This window comes from Pauljensenia sp. C0170B5 (assembly GCF_056590195.1).
Genome location: NZ_JBWPVR010000003.1, coordinates 84,897 through 102,710, shown reverse-complemented (window position 1 = coordinate 102,710; position 17,814 = coordinate 84,897). Strand labels below are relative to the sequence as shown.

The following is a 17,814-nucleotide window of genomic DNA, read 5'->3' as shown; positions in this document are numbered from 1 at the left end:
CATGATTGCTGTCCTTGGACTGATTGCAGGAATCGTCATCGGATTCATGGTCGATCCCACGATCCCGGTGTGGATTCAGCCATTCCTTCCCGTTGCCGTTGTCGCTGGGCTTGACGCTCTTTTCGGCGCCGGGCGCGCGTGGCTCGAAGGTGTCTTCTCCGACCGTGTCTTCATCATGTCGTTCTTCTGGAATGTCCTCGTAGCCTGTCTGTTGGTATTCCTAGGACAGCAGCTCGGCGTCGGATCCGCCATGACGACCGCTGTCGTCGTCGTTCTCGGTATCCGTATCTTCTCCAACGCCGCGTCCATCCGTCGTCTTATTTTCAAGGCGTAGGTGCACGACAATGGCACGTAATTCTGCGAACAAACCCCAGATATCGCGCGGTTCACGGCTGCGAGAGGCTCTTTTGGCCAGTCCGAGGCCGATCCATATTCTTCTTGTCGTCATCTGCATGATGCTCGGTATCGCATTGGTAACTCAGGTGCGCGCCCAGCGTGCCGACCCGCTCGACCAGATGACCGAGCAAGACCTGGTGGTGCTGCTCGATGAGCTGTCTGGACGCGAGGAAACACTGCGCGGCGAGAAGGCTGAGCTCGAGTCTGAGCTGGCTGACCTGGAGAATGCTGTCTCCCAGCAGCAGGCTGCCGACGAAGCGGCCCGCAAGAGTGTCGAGCAGGCACGTATCAATGCCGGAACGGTCCCTGTTGAAGGCGAGGGCCTCACCATGATCGTTACCGATCCGCAGGGAGGTGTCAATGCAGTCCAGTTCGTCATAACCCTTGGGGAACTGCGCAACGCCGGAGCTGAAGCTGTGAGCATCAACGGTATCCGTGCCAACGCGCAGACCTGGTTTTCCATGTCGGATGTGGGCATCATCATGAACGGTCAGGTGATCCACTCGCCCTACCAGTGGAAAGTGATTGGAGATTCGGACACGATTGCCACTGCACTGGAGATTTCTGCAGGTGCGGCTTGGCAGATGCGTTCCAAGAATGCGGACGTGGAGATCATCAAATCCCAGCAAGTCGTGATCGATGAAGTTGCTCCTACTCCGATCCCTCAATATGCGACAGAAAAATAGAGGCGTGACATAATTGTTATCAATGAAACAGCAATGCGCCGGCGTACCTTTTTTGCGTACACTGGGGTGCATCTGAATTCCGGTGTACTCGCGGAAGAGGGAAATGATGGAAGATCACAGTGACTTTGACCCGACGGCAACCTCGGTCTTCGGCCTGCCAGGCTCGGAGGAAGAAGAGGAAACTGCTCAACCGCTGCCGTTGTCTGCTCGCGACCGCGAGGCAGTCGAGGCCCTTCCTGCCGGTTCCGCACTGCTCATCGTTCAGCGTGGCCCGAACTCCGGTGCGCGCTTCCTGCTCGATCCAGGCACAACTAACGCCGGACGCTCACCCAAGTCGGACATTTTTCTTGACGACGTGACTGTGTCCCGCAAACATTGCCAGTTCATCGCACAGGACGGTGGCTACATTGTCCGCGATTCAGGCTCCCTGAACGGCACTTATGTCAATCGTGAACGTGTCGATGAGGCACATCTGCAAGAAGGCGATGAAGTCCAGATCGGCAAGTACCGCATGACCTACCAGCCGTCCCCGCAGCAGGCATGAACACTGCCCACGCATACGCACTCGAGGAGAATCCACAACAGGGACAGTGGCCACGTGGCTTGAGTGCAGAGCCGACAATGGCCATCGGCCAGGTCACAGAAGCTCTGCAAAAAGAGTTCCCCACCGTCTCAGTGTCAAAGATTCGTTTTCTGGAGGATCAGGGACTCATCTGTCCGAGCCGTACGAGTGCGGGTTACCGAAAGTTTTCCGAGTCCGACCGTGAGCGACTGCGCTATATCCTGCGCCGCCAGCGCGATTCCTATTCGCCCCTCAATGCCATTCGCGATGAGCTGCGGGCATTGGACGCCGGCCATGACGTGGATCTTGCTCCGAGCGCACGCATTGTTGCTTCCGATGGGGAAGTGGTTGTCCCTGCGAACCAGTCAACGATTTCCACGCGTGACTTGGCTGATCTGACGGGCGCCACTGTCGAAACTCTCGAACGTTACACTGCACTCGGATTGATCGCCCCTGACATTGCTGGCTATTTTCCATCTCGCACGGTTCACGTCGTGCACCTGCTGGTGGCCCTTGAAGCTGAGGGCATGAATGCGAGGATCTTGCGATCTGTGCGCACAGGTGCCGAGCGCAGTGCGGATGTGATTGATCAGGTTGTGTCCTCGCAGTTGTCACGGCAACGCGCTACCGATCGTGAGCGTGCACACGCACGCTCAATGGAATTTGGTGAGAAGCTCGCTGACCTGCACCGGGAACTATTGCGAATTTCATTGTCGAGGCTCAACGGCGACTCACCTTCAAGTTGAACTTGAGGCTCGCCGTTTGAATTGTTGACCGACGACCGTTCGGGAATTAGCGTTAGAGAGTACACACAGTGAGCCCATTCAGTGGCTAAGAGTCCGAGGAGCATACGTGAGCGCGAATCCGGCTGATTCAGTAGCCCCACAACCACGACAGGCCATGCTCTTCGGCGACCCTCTTGAAGGCCTCAACGAAGACGAAACCGGCTATCGCGGCCCGGTTGCGTGCTCCGCGGCCGGCATCACCTACCGTCAGCTCGACTACTGGGCTCGCACAGGGTTGCTGCAGCCTTCGGTGCGCGCTGCGCGTGGATCCGGTTCACAGCGCTTGTACTCATTTCGCGACATCCTCGTCCTGAAAGTCGTCAAGAAGCTCCTTGACGCCGGCGTGTCACTCCAGCAAGTCCGCCAGGCAGTCACGCAGCTCGGTAACCGTGGAATCGATGACCTCGCGTCGATCACGCTGATGAGTGACGGCGCATCCGTGTATGAATGCACCTCATCCGATGAGGTAATTGACTTGCTCCAAGGCGGACAGGGCGTGTTCGGTATCGCAGTGGGGCGAGTGTGGCGCGAAGTTGAAGGTTCCCTGGCTGAACTGCCAGTCGAGCGGCGCGACGAAGATGACACGGTTATTGACGATCTAGCTGAACGCCGTCGCCGCAGGCACCGTTCCGTTTCCTAAGTTCACATCGGAACAACGTTCAACGCTTCGCGAACCTTCTCGGGCGAGAGCGTTCGGCGCTGCGTAACCGCCACCGCCGAACCAATGAAGCTCACCAGGCCCCATCCGATCAGCGACAGGAGCGGGGGCACCCACGAGGATCCCACACCCAGAACGCTGGTCTGCAGGCCTCCGGCAAGTTCTCCCAACGGCAGCAGCGCGTTCATTGTAGATAAGGCGTCAGGTGAATCCTGGTAGGGCATCAGCCCGATGAGGGCAACGACCTGCAACGTGAAGAACAGGAGCGAGACGACACGCCCGATCCGGGCACCGCACACTGCCAATAGCATCTGGTGGACCAGGACTGCCACAATTGCGCCGACTATGATCAGTGCACCTGTACCAGCGAGACTGACAGGAAAGACCTTGAACAGCAGCGCTACACAGATCACGCCCAGCACGGAGATTGCCACTACGCCGGACGGGGCGCGCAGCGAATCAATGACCGCCCGAACTGCACCGACTGGACGAGCCAAGACGCGACCGCGAAGGCCCGGCATCATCAAGAATGCACCAAACGCACTGATCCAGATCAGGACTGCAGCGGTAAACGGGAAAGCTGTTCCGATGGTGCTCTGCGTCGTGGCATCTTGCTCTGTTTGCACCGGACGCATCGCCATGGACACAATCCGAGTGCGTTCCGCATCTGAGTAGACGGGGATTTGCGAGACGCCCTCGTCCAGGCCATCCGCGAGCTGGGACGATCCGTCGCGTAGCTGGTCGATGCCTGTGGAAAGCTGATCGGCTCCGTTTCCGAGCTGTCCGAGTCCGTCTGCCAGTTGGCTGGAGCCGTCAGCCGCTCCCTGGGCTCCGTCGTTGAGCTGGCTAATGCCACCCGAGAAGCGGCCCACTCCAGCCGACAATTGTGCCAAGCCGTCGGCTAGGCGATCGGCTCCGGTGACGAGTCCAGGCTGGCCTTCTGTGCCGTCAAATCCGTCCTGGAGCTGATGCACCCCGTTCTGTAGCTGTGTGACGCCCTGAACGAGGCCTATCGTCGAGTCTGTTCCATTGATGCCATCCGCCATTTGACGCGCTGCACTGGCAAGCTGTTGGGATCCTGTGGCCAGTTGACTCACCCCTGCGAGTAAACCATCCGGACCGACAATCTGGGCGATGTACTCGTTGTAGTGGTCAACGAAATGTTGCGCGTCGGCAAGGCCGTCCGCGAATTCGTCACTGGAAATCTTCGCCAGGAAATCGTCGAGGGCAGCGAGGGAATCGGTTGCAACCGTGGGCAGGCCATCAATGAAAGGCACAATCAACTGCCCAAACTCTTTCATATCGGCACAGTATTGTGGGAACGTTTCAGCGGGGCATCGATCGATAAGGCCGAGCAGCGAGCTACGTAGCTCGTTAATGACATCCCGATCGGTCATGATTGGTTCAAGCCTGCTGAGCACATCGCGCGCATCCCGAGCCACCTGTTTCATCACATCGACAATTTGCTGAAGATCGATGGTGATCGTTGGCAGGTCAGCAGGATCGAAATCCTCGGGAATGAGCGCACGGATCGTGTCCAACCCGTTGTCAAGTCGCGCGATACCGTCGGCCAGCTGTTCGGTTCCTTCTGCCAGCTGGAGTGAGCCACTGGCCAGCCCCGGCGTCGTACCGTTTCCCAGGATGCCGTCCGCCAGCTGGTCAACGCCGCCGGTCAGACCGGGGGAGGAGGCTGATCCGGCGATTCCGTCGCGCATCTGGTGGATGCCGCCTGACAGTTGTTCCGCACCGGCATGGAGCTGTCCGATGCCGCCCGAAAATCCTGCCACACCGCTCTCCAGTGCTGCCGTGCCGTCGGCAAGTTGGGCAAGTCCGCCGGCAAGTTCATAGGTGCCATCCGTGCTCTGGTGGACGCCGTCGGCCAGCTGATGGGCACCCTGTCCCAAGGACCCGATACCGGAATCGAGTTGCCTGGCTCCGTCTGCAGCTGCTCCCAGCTGGTCTTTCAGCTGGTCGAATCCCAGATAGACACCGTTGAGAACCTGCGTGCCCAGCGTCTGGCCCAAGGATCGCGCGGCGGCTTCCGTCACCGCATGGGCCAGTTCGTTCATCATAGGTGCAGTCGCATCAGAGCTGGTCAGTGAGACAATGCCGGGATTTGCGTCAGTTTGCCCGATCGTTGCCACCGCTGTCGAGAAGTTTTCCGGAATGGTCACGATTGCAGCAACGTCACCGTTCTTAATTGCGTCGTGCGCACTGTTGACCTGCATCAGCTCCCATTGGAACGTTGCGGTTCCATCGTGCGGTTTGAGCAGTTCGGCGGACAGTTGGCGTCCGAAAGGGACAAATTGAGTTGAGCCGTCGGGCAGCGTCATTTCCGCGCCCTTGTCCAGGTTTACGATCGCCGCTTTCAGGCGTGTAATGTCCGAGCCTGTACTGTTCCCACCGATTGACCACATGGACAACGCGGCGAGCAGGATCGGTACGATGACGGCGACCAGCAATAGGCGTGCATCTCGTAATCGCATTTATGCGTCGCCTCCAATCTTTACCGTCCGTGTGACCACAAAGCCACTGTTGCCAGCCTGAGGTCCCACAATCAGTGCACCTTCTTGTTCCACTGTCGCACTGATGAGCTGGTCTCGCACCTGTTCGGTTACCGGGCAGTCCACGAGTACCAGGTTCTTGTCCGACTCTTCAGCATCCGACGCAATCATGTGGGCCCATGAGGCTCGCAACATGATCGGAATGTTAGCGCGCATCCAGCTGGATCGATCGCGCGCGTCGTTATCGCGCACCACGATAATTCCCTGGTCAGCGCGGATAAGGCCCGCAGCCGCGCACATGAGTGTGCGCACCTGGCTGGGTGGCCCGTCCAGTTGGATGACCTCACCGGGCCAGACAATCAGCTCATCGCACGAGGCCACGGTCTGGCCACCCTCGTTAATGCGGACATCTTCCATGCGCAAGATTGCCGGTCCGTTGACACGTTTCCACTCCATGTGATCGCTGAGGTGATCCATAGCGACGCCCTCGACGTCGACGTGAGGCACCACCCGGTCCAGTGCGCGCGGAAAACGCCAGGCTCGCTTACCAAGCACCATCATGACCGCTGGAATGAGCGTCATGCGCACGATGAATGCGTCAATAGCAACGCCAACCGCCAGCGCCAGTGCGATGGGCTGGACGTAGAAGGAACCTGAGGGAATGAATCCGAAGAAAACCGACACCATGATCAGCGCTGCAGCCACCACAACAGGTGCGGAGGAAGCGAATCCCTTCTTGACTGCCTGCCGTGCATCCTCGCCGTGAGTCCAGTACTCGCGCATGCGGGTGACGAGGAAGACCTGGTAGTCCATCGCCAGGCCAAAGAGCACACCCAACGCCATGATCGGCATGAAGCAGATGACCGGCCCGGTATTGGAGATGCGCAGCGGTCCGGTGAACCATCCCCACGAGAAGATCATGGACGTGACGCCGAATGCTGCGCCGATCGACAGGAGGTATCCGATCGTTGCGGTCAGCGGCACCCACAGTGACCTGAAGACTACTGTCAGCACAATCAACGCCAGCCCCACCACCAGTGAGGCAAACGGTACCAGCGCATCCGTCAGGCGAGCGGTCACATCCATTCTGGCGGCGACCATGCCGGTCACATGAATATCCTCGACGCCCAGTTCACGCTCCCACGTGTCGGCAGCTTCGCGCAGGTTCTCCAGTGCTTTTTCGGTTGCAGGATCGTTCGACGCGGCCTCGGGGATCGCAATGACGGCAGCAAGGTCAGCGTTCCTGTTCGGGGTGGCTATCTGAATTGACCTGATGCCATCAACCTGTTCAACCCGGTCGGCAAGTTCATCGACCAGACCGAGCGGGTCCTCAGACTGGATGATGCCACCGATGATCAGCAGGGGAGCGTTGGCTCCGTCTCCGAATTCGTTCGCCACCAGCTCGTAGGTGTCTCGTGCGGCAGTGCCCACCGGCTCGGTTCCATTGTCGGGAAGGGACAGGCGCAGATCTTTGGCAGGAATGACGACGGCGGACAGGAAAACCAGGACGACAGCGATCGTGATCCACGGGCGGGCAGTGATCACTGATACCCACCATTGGGAAGCACTCTGCTTCGAGTGCTTCGCTGCATGTTTGCGAGTCTCTTCCTGACCGGAGCGCCGCGATGCGCGTGCGTGGCGTGGGCGCAGTCGCTCACCCATCAAACCCATCAGAGCCGGAATGGCGGTTACCGCAATCACAGCGGAGACGGCCACAGCGGCCGCGGCACATAGACCCATCACTGCCAGGAAGGGGATGCCGGAGACGATCAGACCGCATAGTGCGATTACAACGGTGATGGCGGCGAAGATTACGGCACCACCTGATGTCGCATTGGCCATTGCAATGGAATCAACGACGTTCCAGCCGTGAGCCAGCTGGGAACGATGGCGGGAGACGATAAAAAGACAGTAGTCAATGCCGACCGCCAGACCGATCATGATCGCCAGCGTGGGAGTAGTGGTGGAAATGTCCACCCACTGCGCAACAATGAGTACACCTGTCATCGCGATGCTCACGCCGAGCAGTCCGGTGATCACGGGCAGGACTGCAGGCAGCAGTGCGCGGAAGGTGATCGCAAGGATGATGAGCGCAATGGCCACACCAACCAGTTCAAGAGGGGAGAGGGGCACTGATGTTAGCTGGTAGATCTGGCCTCCGACCGATGCCGGCATCCCGGCCTTGGTGCTGTCGGCAGCGACCGTTTCGATAGTGTCCAGTGCGCCGTCGTCATCTTGCCCGAGCGCCAGGTCAAGTTGGACGTTGATCAGCGCGAATCGTCCGTCCGTACTGATTGTGGGAGTGCGCAGCAATTCTGACCACGGGTCGGCTGCCTGAGTGACGTGAGGGACGGCGCTCAACTGATCGACGACGCGCTGCACCTGGTCGCGGTGTGTCTCGATGGGGTGGTCATCAGGAGATTCCACGATGACCTGTGCGGTCAGTCCGGCCAGTTCGGGGAATCGTTCCGAAATAATGTCGAGGCCGTCCTGGGCCTCTGTGCCGGGAATCTTGAAATCATTGGACAGTTGCGGGCCTGCCTGCCATACCCCGATTCCGCCAATCAGCAGGACGGCAATCCACACGAGGAGCGTGCGGATCCCGTGGCGCGCGCAGGCGGCACCTAACTGACGCAGAAAAGTAGACACATTACATTGTCTAACGTTTGAGGAGCTCCTGCAGTGTTATTTACTTCCCAGTGATTGCGAGACAGTGTAACCCGTGTCGCAGTCGGTGATGGCGACGTGAACGATACCGTGCCGATCCACCGTGTACTTTTCTTCGATTAAGGGTCCGTCCTCCGTGCGGCGCACACTCACGGCATGGGGGTCGAGGGCGTCGCCCATATCCTGCAGTTCGCGGGCGAAGGGGAAAATCAGCTCGCCATATGGCAAGACGTCGCCTCGCGGCACGCCCTGGTCGTCGGTTGCAGTGTATTCAACGAAGCGGAACCACCCGATATTGTGAGCGGCACGGTAGCGACGCGTGACGCTGACGGAGTCCTGTGTGGAGACTCTGAGGTGAGCATCCAGCAGAGGATCAAACGACACCATCTGCCCTGACTGCATTTCGCGGAATACGCCGACTCCACGTGAAAGCTGTTCACGCAGGGTGAAGCCGGACTCGGGATCAGCTGCGATGGCCAGGCCGATCGCGGTTGATGCTGCGGTGTGAGGGGAGCGGTGGACACGTCGCCCGAAGCGGCGTCGCAGTTCGCGCAGGACGTGCGGCAGTTGGGACCCACCACCCACGACGTACAATCCCGCAACGTGGGGTCCCAGTTCCTCTCCGCCTTCTGAATCGATGGCGAGCAGCGGCTTCATTGTTTCGACGGTGGAATCCATCAGGTCGATGCAGTGAGCATAGAAGTCCGCGACCGGCACTGTTACATCGCGTGCGCCCACCGTCAATGAGATTCGCCTGGTCTGAGGTGTCAGTGCTTCCTTTGCGTCGCGTGCCTGTTCGAGCAGGTCGTCCATATCGGAGTCGCTCAGATCGACAGAGGTTGCGCCGACTGCGGCCAGTGCGCACTGGGCGAGTACCTGATCAAAGTCGTCCCCGCCGAGCAGGTTATTGCCGTGTGATCCGAGGATCTCGTGAGATGTTCCTTCCACGCTGACCAGTGAGGCGTCGAAAGTTCCGCCACCGAGGTCATATACGAGGATCTGTTGCCGGTTGGTTGATAGCGAAGCGCGATGTCGACTGGTGTATTCGAAGCCTGCTGCTGACGGCTCGTTGATCATGGCAAGAGTGGTGAAGCCGGCTGCCCGGAATGCTTCCAGCGTCAGGAAACGTTGTGCCGAGTAGGCGTGGGCGGGAATACCGATGACGGCTTCCAGTGGTTCTTCGTCTGGGATCTGACTCAGTGACGAGTTCGTGCGAATTTCGTGGGCCACGTAGGTGAGGAACTCGGTCAGGAGCGTCAGGACGTTGATGTCGCGGCGGTCAACCCGCACCGTTGTTTCGCTTGTGACAGCTGGATCGGAGATCAGGCGTTTGAAGGAGCGCAGATGCGGAGCACCCTGGCGCGCCAGTTCTACCGCGTCGAAGCCGTAAACGCGATGGTCACCGTCAAGCGCCATGAGGGAGGGGATGTATTCACACACGTCGTCGTCGACGTCACTGAAAGCTACAATAGGGTAGTTGCCTCGATCAGCTGCCGCAACAGTGGTGCGTGTCGTACCGAAATCTACTCCAAGTCTCATGTTTCCTACTGTAGTAGTCGATCGGCAGAATTCGAGCGACGCCACATGATGATCACCGACATTGACACCGATAGGTAGGCGGCGATCGCCAGGATGAAGAATTGGTTGGTGTAGGAGGCAAGCGAGTTGACCACAACGAGGTCAATGCCGACCGCCGCGAAGGCGATGCCAAATGGAATCTTGATGGAGGAGCGCTTCGGGAGCATCATGACTCCTGCAACCACGGCAAGCGCACCCGCGATGACGCCGCCGATGACAGCTGCGATTGACAATGTGCCCGTCCAGCCGTCTTGTGTCACATCGGGAACGACCTGGTCGAGCATGGCATGTCCCGACGCGTACGACACGAGGGCAATCACGGCGCGTGCGACGTCTCCGATCGCCTGAATGACGAGCATAACGGCTGCGACGCTCTGGAAGCGAGACGTGGGAACGTTTCTAACCCAGCGTGTCAGGCGTGTGCCGGCGTCAGATCCATCTCCGGGCAGATCATTTGCCAAGTCACTGAGCGCGTCGATGAGCAGGTGTTGTGAAGGAGAGGGGTTGAGGTTTCGGGCTTTGTCCAAGTGTTGTGCCATCTGAGCGCGGCGCATAGCCGGAAGGGTGCGATCCACACTCTGTTCGGCAATGTCGAGGGCCAGGTGCAGGTGCGCGGCAGCAGTACTGCGGCTTAGTCGTTGGAGAGCAAGCGCCCCACCAGCTAGCAACACCAAGAACACGTAAATAATGGTTGCGGCAAGAGGAAAGAAATAGTCATTATCTTGTGTGATGAATTTACCGACCTCATCCACGAATAATCCGGCACCGACGCCACCGAGGATCGCACCTGCCCAGGACGCCCAGGAATTCGTCAATACCATCGCGCCGATCAAGCCAATAATGAGCAGCAAGCCGCCCCAGATCGCATGAGCAATGTGAAACACTTCGCCGCCAACTTGGGGATAACCAGTCAAAGCAAGGTATGCGCGTGTCACAGCGATCGTCAGCGAGCACACCACGCCAAAGACCACAACAAGCGCGGGCGCGTCGGATTTAAAGTAGGGACGCAGTGACAGACCGCGCGGCTGGGTTGCCCCTCGCGTGCGCTGACGTTGAGCGTGGACCGAGCTGCTGACCTCGGGCATGAAGATTTCCTTTCGCCAAGTGAGAGGGGATTTCACGATTTCCCAAATCTGACATAATGTACATTATCGGATTGTGGTGGAGCGTGCGAACCTCTATCAGTTACAATATTCGAGCTCGCACGCATTTAGGAGGATTCATGGCTGATCGCGCCCTTCGCGGTATGCAAATTGGTGCAAAATCGATGGAATCAGAAGAAGGTGTCATCTTCGCCGACCGAGCGACTGCAACATACCTGTGCTCCAACGGCCATAAATTCCAGATTCCATTTTCCACCGAAGCGAATCCTCCGGCGACGTGGGAATGCAAATGCGGCGCCACCGCTGAAATTATCGGCGAAGAAGGCGAAGAGGAAGAACAGAAACCAGCCAAACCGGTTCGCACGCACTGGGATATGCTGCGCGAGCGCCGATCCCTTGAAGAACTCGACGTTGTCCTGAACGAGCAGCTCGAACTGCTGCGCTCGGGCCGTTTGCGTCCAGAAGGCGCCTACCGAAAGAATTAACGTCGCCGCACGCTGATGAGTGCGCGCACCACGGCGCAGATGGTGACAACTCCCCCTCCACACATTATTCCGACTGACGGAATTATGCCGAGTCTGGCTGCCCACGTCAGTGATGTACGCAACGGCAGCTGCGCCACCATGTGATCTGCAGTCTGTTTCACTGTCTGGCGCACGATCGTGCCATCAGGGCGCACAATCATCGAGACACCATTGGTGGAGGCCTGGATTCCCGATCGGCCGTACTCCATTGCTCGAAAACGCAGCATCTGAGCCTGCTGAGTGGACTCAGCTGAATACCGAAAATGGTAGTTATTCGTTGGAATGGCAATGATCTGACCGCCTCGTTCCACACCGTCTCGAATCAGATCCTCATAAGCCACCTCGAAGCAGATTCCCATCACGAAAGGCACCTCGCGCCCATCGTTGAGCGTCACGGACAGCAGGCTCGGATTATCGACCGCAACCATGTCGACGTTGACCTGAGCTGCCTCGGTAGCCAGTTTTGAAATAAAGGAGCGCCACGGAATGTATTCACCAAACGGCACGGGGTGCTGCTTACCGTAAAGCTGATCGCTCAGACCCGAATCCGGGTACCACCAGCCAACCAGATTCGTGCGCGTATTGTCCTGACTGTCATACCCGTTGAAGCCGACCAGAATCGGAACGCCGAGCGCATCGACTGCTTCATCGACCAGGTTCGCTACGCCTGAATTGGCACGAGGATCGCGATCGGCTGCCGTCTCACCCCACACAGCCACATCCACCGCGTCGCCTTCCTCGGCCATTCGCAGCGTTTCGCGCGTGTGATTGCCAGTAACTTTCAGCGGCACGCTGTACGTCGCATTGCCCGGGATTTCAACGTTGCCCTGGACGACACCCGCGCGAATCGATCCGGCTTCCTGCGCATTCGGTAGTGTGATCGCCAGCGGCAGGCACGCCAGCGCAGCCGCCAGCACCAGCATCAACGGTCTGTTCCACCAGTGCTCATCCGAGCGCGTTCTCAGGAGCGAAAATGTGCGCCGCAGCAGCACTGCGAGCATCATAGTGACTGCACTGACCAGCACTTCCCCACCCCACGGCGCGAGCTTTCCCCACGGAGCATCGACCATCGCATACGCCGTCTTGCCCCACGGGAAACCGCCAAATGGCACGGTTGAACGCAGCTGTTCGACCGCGACCCACAGAACGGCCCACGACAATGTCTGTCCCCACCAGGTGCGCACCCACACCAGTGCCCTGCTGATCGCAGCGCACCACGCCCAGATGCACAATGCAATGATCTGCGTGGCTGACAGTGTCACCCACGGCAACCAGCCGCCTGTTGCGATGGATGACCAGTGGATGTGCGGTAGCCAGAAAAGCGCGCCGACCAACGTTGCGTACCACATGCCTCGTCCAGTCGACGACCGATCGACGAGGGCGACTAGAAATGCCAGCCCGATGACGAAAAGCGGCCACCATCCCACATCCGGGAATGCCGCCCACAGACATACGCCGCTGATCGCGGCACACGGATAATCCAGCCATCTGCGCCGCGGGGGAAGTTTCAGTTTCAAACGGTCGACCATTCCACCACTCCATGTACGAGCATCCGTCGAGCGTCCCGGGCGCGTGTGGCCAGGCCACCCTGATCAACGTGCGAGAGCTGGTCGAGCAGATCCATCACCTGTCGCACCCAGCGCACAAAATCGCCGCCCGACAGGTCAGCTACTTGCAGTGCAGTGGTCAGCGACGCACCGTGCGCCCACGCATGCATAGCACCGACCAGCGAGATATCCGGCGGAGGAGTGGGTGTAGCTCCCGCAGACGTTTCTGCCTGCTGGATCTCCTGGCTGGCACGCCACGTTGCATCCAGTGCACGAGCGATCGCTGAATTGGCGCCACCAGGAATTGACGTGTCGGGATTGTTTTCCGCACGCGCCTCATACACGCAGGTGGAGACCACCGCTGCCAATTCAGCCGGATCTAGGTCGTCCCACGCCCCACATCGCACGGCGTGAACGACCAACAGATCCCGCTCACCAAACACGCGTCGCAGCTGTTGTCCCGCCGTTGTCACACGGTCGCCGTCAAGGAAGCCGAGGGATTCGAGCACCGCACACACACGGTCAAACTCCTTCGCGACCGTGTCGGTGCGCTCATTGATACGTTCAACCGTTCGCAGGTACTCCTTGCGAGCACGTGCCCATTCATGCCCCATCGCTGCATGCGACTCGCGCTGCGGGCAACGGTGAACCGGATGGTGACGAATTTCGTCTCTCATATATGCAATAGTGGGATCGTCACGGTGGGCTGACCGACGCGGTGCATCCAGTGCGCCTGAGCGTACACGGCGGCGAATTTCGCCGGCCACCTTCTCGCGCACCACACGTTTGCGCAGGTCACGTCCCATCGGGATTTTCATACTTCCAACCACGGCAAAGGCACGCATCTTCTGCGAAATAATCACATCGTGAATCTTCATATCCGTGCCGATTACGTCGATTCGCGGTGCTCGCCCCTCGTCGGCAGGCCGGATCACCACCCCATAGCGGGTCGCTCGCCCGGGCTGGTAGGCGACGATATCTCCGCGGCGCGCCCGGCGCAGATCCTTTTCCATGTCCTGCCGCACTACTGCCGACCGCGCCCTCGCTGAGGATTTCTCCAAACCGGACAGCTCTTCACGCAACTGGAAGTACTCCAGGGCATCGCCGTATTCACACTTGACGTGCGAGGCGACCTCATCCATATGTTTCTTCACCCGCGCAGCTTCGCGCGCAAATTCGACGACTCCGCGGTCGGCCTGGAACTGGGCGAATGAGGACTCGAGCACTTCGCGCGTCGACGCGCGAGAGGACCGTGCCAGCAGGTTCACCACCATGTTGTACGTTGGTCTGAAGGCACTGATCAGCGGGTAGGTTCGTTTCGACGCGAGCGATGCAACCTCTTCAGGCTCAACGCGTCCCTGGTAAAGCACCACTGCGTGGCCCTCACGGTCAATGCCTCGCCTGCCGGCACGTCCCGTCAACTGCGTGTACTCCCCCGCCGACAGTTGAACGTGCGCAACGCCGTTCCACTTCTGCAAGGATTCGATGACAACTGTCCGGGCGGGCATGTTGATTCCCAGCGCCAGCGTCTCGGTGGCATAGACCGCTTTAATTAAACCGCGAGTAAATAACCGTTCCACCGTCTCCTTCATGACGGGAAGCATTCCGGCATGGTGAGCCGCTATCCCTCGCTCCAGAGCACTCGCCCATCGATGCAGCCCCAGCACGACATGGTCAGTGACAGGAATCTGCTCCATTGCCTCATCGACCGCATCCCTGATCTGGCGCGCTTCTTCCGGAGTTGTCAGCACCAACGGTGAGGCAGCTACCTGCTGTACCGCATCGTCACACGCAGCCCGAGAAAAGATGAACACAATTGCCGGCAGCAGGTGGGCCCGCTGCAGTGTCATCAGCACGCCGGCTCGACTTTCGCGGCGCTGCAGCCTGCCTCGTCGATTATGCTGCAAACCTCGGCCACTACCCGGTTGCGAGCTGCGGGCAATTTCATACCTGAGCTGCGGATTCACACCCGCCCGGCGGCTCGACCCCGGCGCGTACAGATCAAACAGGTGCGAATTGGCAATCATGTGCTGGTACAGGGGAACAGGGCGTTTTTCGGAGACAATCACGCGGCACGTACCACGCACCTGCTGCATCCACGCGCCGAACTCTTCGGCATTCGACACTGTGGCCGACAGCGCAATCACACTGACACGCTGCGGCAGGTGGATCATCACTTCTTCCCACACCGGGCCGCGGAAACGGTCAGCCAGGTAGTGAACCTCGTCCATGACTACGTGCGTCAGATCATCGAGCGGCGCGCCCGCATAAATCATGTTGCGTAGAACCTCAGTGGTCATCACGACCACTGGAGCACCCGGATTGATGGACGTATCACCGGTGAGCAGACCCACCGATTCTTCCCCGAACCGCTTTTGGAAATCCATGAACTTCTGGTTGGACAGGGCTTTGATCGGGGTGGTGTAAAACGCGCGGGTTCCACGCCCAACAGCCAGATAGGTGGCGAATTCGCCGACAACGGTCTTTCCTGCTCCGGTCGGCGCGGCCACCAGCACAGACTCGCCACCCTCAACAGCTTCAAGCGCTTCCCACTGAAAATCATCAAGCGAAAACCCAAGCGAGTCGGCAAATGCACTGCGCGCACTCGAATCGACGGCGCGCTGGGCCTTGGCAGCCTCGAAGCGTTCAGCCGGACTCATCTGATCCATTTCGCGGGTTGGTTCGCCTTCCTCGCGGACGCGGCGGCGGCGTCTTTTCGGTGACATGCTCGCTTACTCTCCTACTTCCCCATCGCCCACACGTCGCGGGCCCGGCGCGCCACGCGCGCAGCACGTTCTTTCCATTCGGAGGGCTCAACCTGCACAACATGTGGGGCAATGTCGATCAGGAAGTGAGTCACCCATTCCTCGTCCCACACTGGCACATCGACACTGAATTCGCTGCCCGAGTCACTCACGACGCTCAGCGGCACGGCGTCAAGAATCCATCGTGCCTCGCTCGTACACGTCATACGCACCATTGCCGAGGGGGACCCATCCGCTGCTGCAGGGTGTGTCACTGGCTGATCGCTGACGCTGATATCGCGCATACGGTCTATCCGAAATGTCCGCTCAGCTGCAGCGTCGTGATCCCAGCCGGTCACTGTCCAGCCGGTTTCGAAACGCTTGATGTTCCACGGGTCAATGGTGCGCTCGCGGTCATGGCCGTCATGCGGGTAGGTGAATCTCACCGCTACTTGGGCAGACAGCGCGCTCAAAATGTCATCGATTCGGGCCTGGTCGCTTCCGGAGGGCGAATAGGCCAGGGATTCTTCAAAGGTCTGCGCGTCACGTGTCACCGCCAGCGCCGTGTGCATGACGTGATCGTGCAGGTCAGGACCCAGGATCGGTGTGAGGGCCTGCAACCCCACAATGATCAGTGCTGCTTCCTCTTCGGTCAGCCTGGGCGGGACGTCTGCGCCGAGCGTCGAATGCATGGCGACGCGTTCTTCACGCGCGTACAGATCCCAGTCAATTTCCAGCGAGGCCCCCGGCAGGGAGTCGCGCACACTGCCCAGCACTTCGATGTCGCGTTGGACCTGCTTGCGTGTGCGACCAAAGTGCTCGGCAATGTCGTTGACCAAGGATCCAGGATGATCACCGATCCAGGCGACCAGTGACAGCAAACGTGCGGCGGCTACTTCTGTGCGTTCAGGCATCGTCACTCCCCCAGCCAGCAGCGGCGTCCAGTCGCGTCATGATCGCTTCGCGCAGCCATTCAGGTGAACGCACCACTACGTGTGAAACGTGTGCGAGGATCGCGCTTATCCATTCGCTGCGTTCGGCGGCCTGTCCGCGATACAGCATCCATCCGTCAGCAACACTCACCTCGCCCTCGCAGCTGCGGGCGCCCTCGGCACGGCACATATCTCGCACTGCCTGCGCCTGTCCGTCTTGAATTGCCAGGGTGGGCGAAACCATGAGGCGTTCGAATGGGTCGCCCAAATTGTCCGGGATAGGGCCGGCGTCTCCGGGTTCTCCCAGCAGCGTGACGCCTGACGTTATGCGGGAGGTACGGAAGAGCCGTGGTTCGTCGCAATCCAAATCCAATCCCCACGCGTACAGGCCGCGTCCTCGCATGATGATGCGCCACGGTTCGATTGCGCGCTCTGAAACGCGGGTGGATTCGTACATGAATGTGATCGGTTGGCGGTTGCGGATCGCGGTGAGAATATCGACGATCATGTGAGCGCCCGACAATCCGACGCTGAGCGGTGCACACGGTTTTTCTGCACCATCGCTGAGGGCACGCAGTTTCGTGGTCAGCATTGCGCCGCGCTCGGCTCCATCCTGCTCGTTCCACGCGCCCAACGCCATGTTGATCAGCGCGCCGTCCACTGCGTCGAACGTGGCGCGACGGTCAGCAAATGAGTCCGGCGAAATCGCATATCGCTCTCCGTGACGGCCGGGCGTGACGGTCATGACGATGCCAATGTCACGAAGAGCGTCCTTGTCGCGTTGGAAGGCGGAACTGAAGGCTTCTTCTGACAGATTTCGATAGCCTTCCAGCCTCCAGATCTGATCGCGTGTGCGCCCCACATCGGACGTGAGTAACTCAAAGAACGTGTTGAGAACACGGACGTTCGTTGATGACATACTCACTGTTTCAGCCTAGCGGATTGAGTCGCGCCGACATGACGTGGCGGATGGCGTGTGCAGGGTGCGGGGCGCGCGTGAACCGTATGAACGATATCCCCATTCGAACACCCCGCGGGGCTGCGATCTGAACCATATGGTTCCCTATCAGATCGGCGGGCTGCCCGGGCACGCCAATATGGGCGCCCTCGGGCCCCTGCCGTGGCCGG

14 protein-coding genes are annotated in these 17,814 nt (G+C 59.5%); 6 read left to right on the top strand and 8 right to left on the bottom strand.

From position 1 onward, the window contains the following. The first annotated feature begins 1 nt into the window (after nt 1). From AC1EJZ_RS05625 to AC1EJZ_RS05605, 5 genes are all read left to right on the top strand, one after another. Nucleotides 2-334: a small basic family protein gene (locus AC1EJZ_RS05625; RefSeq protein WP_058236748.1), complete on the top strand. Its 333-nt coding sequence runs from the start codon at nt 2-4 to the stop codon at nt 332-334. Between the two features lie 10 nt (nt 335-344). Beyond that, nucleotides 345-1,082, top strand: a complete 738-nt coding sequence (locus AC1EJZ_RS05620) for a DUF881 domain-containing protein (protein ID WP_480294163.1) — start codon at nt 345-347, stop codon at nt 1,080-1,082. 106 nt (nt 1,083-1,188) lie between these two features. Beyond that, nucleotides 1,189-1,626 (top strand): FHA domain-containing protein, encoded by a 438-nt coding sequence (locus AC1EJZ_RS05615; RefSeq protein WP_058236910.1) that lies wholly within the window; start codon nt 1,189-1,191, stop codon nt 1,624-1,626. Beyond that, a complete protein-coding gene (ftsR, locus tag AC1EJZ_RS05610; RefSeq protein ID WP_092648609.1) occupies nt 1,623-2,390 on the top strand; it encodes a transcriptional regulator FtsR in 768 nt (255 codons plus the stop codon). The genes AC1EJZ_RS05615 and ftsR overlap by 4 nt, the downstream gene beginning before the upstream one ends. Before the next feature lie 154 nt (nt 2,391-2,544). Further along, nucleotides 2,545-3,069, top strand: a complete 525-nt coding sequence (locus AC1EJZ_RS05605; RefSeq protein WP_058236911.1) for a MerR family transcriptional regulator — start codon at nt 2,545-2,547, stop codon at nt 3,067-3,069. A gap of 2 nt (nt 3,070-3,071) precedes the next feature. Here AC1EJZ_RS05605 and AC1EJZ_RS05600 read toward each other — a convergent pair whose 3' ends face one another. The 4 genes from AC1EJZ_RS05600 to AC1EJZ_RS05585 are packed head-to-tail and all read right to left on the bottom strand — an operon-like array spanning nt 3,072 to nt 10,921. Beyond that, a complete protein-coding gene (locus AC1EJZ_RS05600) occupies nt 3,072-5,573 on the bottom strand; it encodes a YhgE/Pip domain-containing protein (RefSeq protein ID WP_480294162.1) in 2,502 nt (833 codons plus the stop codon). Then, on the bottom strand, nt 5,574-8,240 hold the full coding sequence (locus tag AC1EJZ_RS05595) for an MMPL family transporter (RefSeq protein WP_480294161.1): 2,667 nt from the start codon (nt 8,238-8,240) through the stop codon (nt 5,574-5,576). It abuts the gene before it with no gap. Nucleotides 8,241-8,276: 36 nt separating this feature from the next. Beyond that, on the bottom strand, nt 8,277-9,797 hold the full coding sequence (locus AC1EJZ_RS05590; protein WP_480294159.1) for an Hsp70 family protein: 1,521 nt from the start codon (nt 9,795-9,797) through the stop codon (nt 8,277-8,279). Nucleotides 9,798-9,802: 5 nt separating this feature from the next. Then, on the bottom strand, nt 9,803-10,921 hold the full coding sequence (locus tag AC1EJZ_RS05585) for a hypothetical protein (protein WP_480294158.1): 1,119 nt from the start codon (nt 10,919-10,921) through the stop codon (nt 9,803-9,805). 137 nt (nt 10,922-11,058) lie between these two features. Here AC1EJZ_RS05585 and AC1EJZ_RS05580 point away from each other — a divergent pair, with 137 nt between their 5' ends. Beyond that, nucleotides 11,059-11,424 carry an RNA polymerase-binding protein RbpA gene (locus AC1EJZ_RS05580; protein WP_058236755.1) on the top strand — a complete coding sequence of 122 codons (366 nt, stop codon included), beginning with the start codon at nt 11,059-11,061 and terminating at the stop codon, nt 11,422-11,424. On the opposite strand, the gene lnt is transcribed toward AC1EJZ_RS05580, so the two are convergent. From lnt to AC1EJZ_RS05560, 4 genes are read right to left on the bottom strand one after another with little or no spacing between them, the layout of a single operon-like run. Then, nucleotides 11,421-12,992, bottom strand: a complete 1,572-nt coding sequence (gene lnt / locus AC1EJZ_RS05575; protein WP_480294156.1) for an apolipoprotein N-acyltransferase — start codon at nt 12,990-12,992, stop codon at nt 11,421-11,423. The genes AC1EJZ_RS05580 and lnt overlap by 4 nt on opposite strands. Then, nucleotides 12,977-15,736, bottom strand: coding sequence for a DEAD/DEAH box helicase (locus AC1EJZ_RS05570; protein ID WP_480294154.1), 2,760 nt, complete (start codon nt 15,734-15,736; stop codon nt 12,977-12,979). The genes lnt and AC1EJZ_RS05570 overlap by 16 nt, the downstream gene beginning before the upstream one ends. A 14-nt stretch (nt 15,737-15,750) precedes the next feature. Next, complete coding sequence (locus tag AC1EJZ_RS05565; protein WP_480294152.1) at nt 15,751-16,668, bottom strand: helix-turn-helix transcriptional regulator; 918 nt, start codon at nt 16,666-16,668, stop codon at nt 15,751-15,753. Then, on the bottom strand, nt 16,661-17,605 hold the full coding sequence (locus AC1EJZ_RS05560) for a helix-turn-helix transcriptional regulator (RefSeq protein WP_480294288.1): 945 nt from the start codon (nt 17,603-17,605) through the stop codon (nt 16,661-16,663). Before AC1EJZ_RS05560 ends, AC1EJZ_RS05565 begins: the two co-directional genes overlap by 8 nt. Nucleotides 17,606-17,814 lie beyond the last annotated feature (209 nt).

Bases quoted from the DNA above. Each gene is read 5' to 3' on its own strand.
- AC1EJZ_RS05625 (WP_058236748.1), top strand. From the start codon at position 2: ATGATTGCTGTCCTTGGACTGATTGCAGGAATCGTCATCGGATTCATG.
- AC1EJZ_RS05620 (WP_480294163.1), top strand. From the start codon at position 345: ATGGCACGTAATTCTGCGAACAAACCCCAGATATCGCGCGGTTCACGG.
- AC1EJZ_RS05615 (WP_058236910.1), top strand. From the start codon at position 1,189: ATGGAAGATCACAGTGACTTTGACCCGACGGCAACCTCGGTCTTCGGC.
- ftsR (WP_092648609.1), top strand. From the start codon at position 1,623: ATGAACACTGCCCACGCATACGCACTCGAGGAGAATCCACAACAGGGA.
- AC1EJZ_RS05605 (WP_058236911.1), top strand. From the start codon at position 2,545: ATGCTCTTCGGCGACCCTCTTGAAGGCCTCAACGAAGACGAAACCGGC.
- AC1EJZ_RS05600 (WP_480294162.1), bottom strand. From the start codon at position 5,573: ATGCGATTACGAGATGCACGCCTATTGCTGGTCGCCGTCATCGTACCG.
- AC1EJZ_RS05590 (WP_480294159.1), bottom strand. From the start codon at position 9,797: ATGAGACTTGGAGTAGATTTCGGTACGACACGCACCACTGTTGCGGCA.
- AC1EJZ_RS05585 (WP_480294158.1), bottom strand. From the start codon at position 10,921: ATGCCCGAGGTCAGCAGCTCGGTCCACGCTCAACGTCAGCGCACGCGA.
- AC1EJZ_RS05580 (WP_058236755.1), top strand. From the start codon at position 11,059: ATGGCTGATCGCGCCCTTCGCGGTATGCAAATTGGTGCAAAATCGATG.
- lnt (WP_480294156.1), bottom strand. From the start codon at position 12,992: ATGGTCGACCGTTTGAAACTGAAACTTCCCCCGCGGCGCAGATGGCTG.
- AC1EJZ_RS05570 (WP_480294154.1), bottom strand. From the start codon at position 15,736: ATGTCACCGAAAAGACGCCGCCGCCGCGTCCGCGAGGAAGGCGAACCA.
- AC1EJZ_RS05565 (WP_480294152.1), bottom strand. From the start codon at position 16,668: ATGCCTGAACGCACAGAAGTAGCCGCCGCACGTTTGCTGTCACTGGTC.
- AC1EJZ_RS05560 (WP_480294288.1), bottom strand. From the start codon at position 17,605: ATGTCATCAACGAACGTCCGTGTTCTCAACACGTTCTTTGAGTTACTC.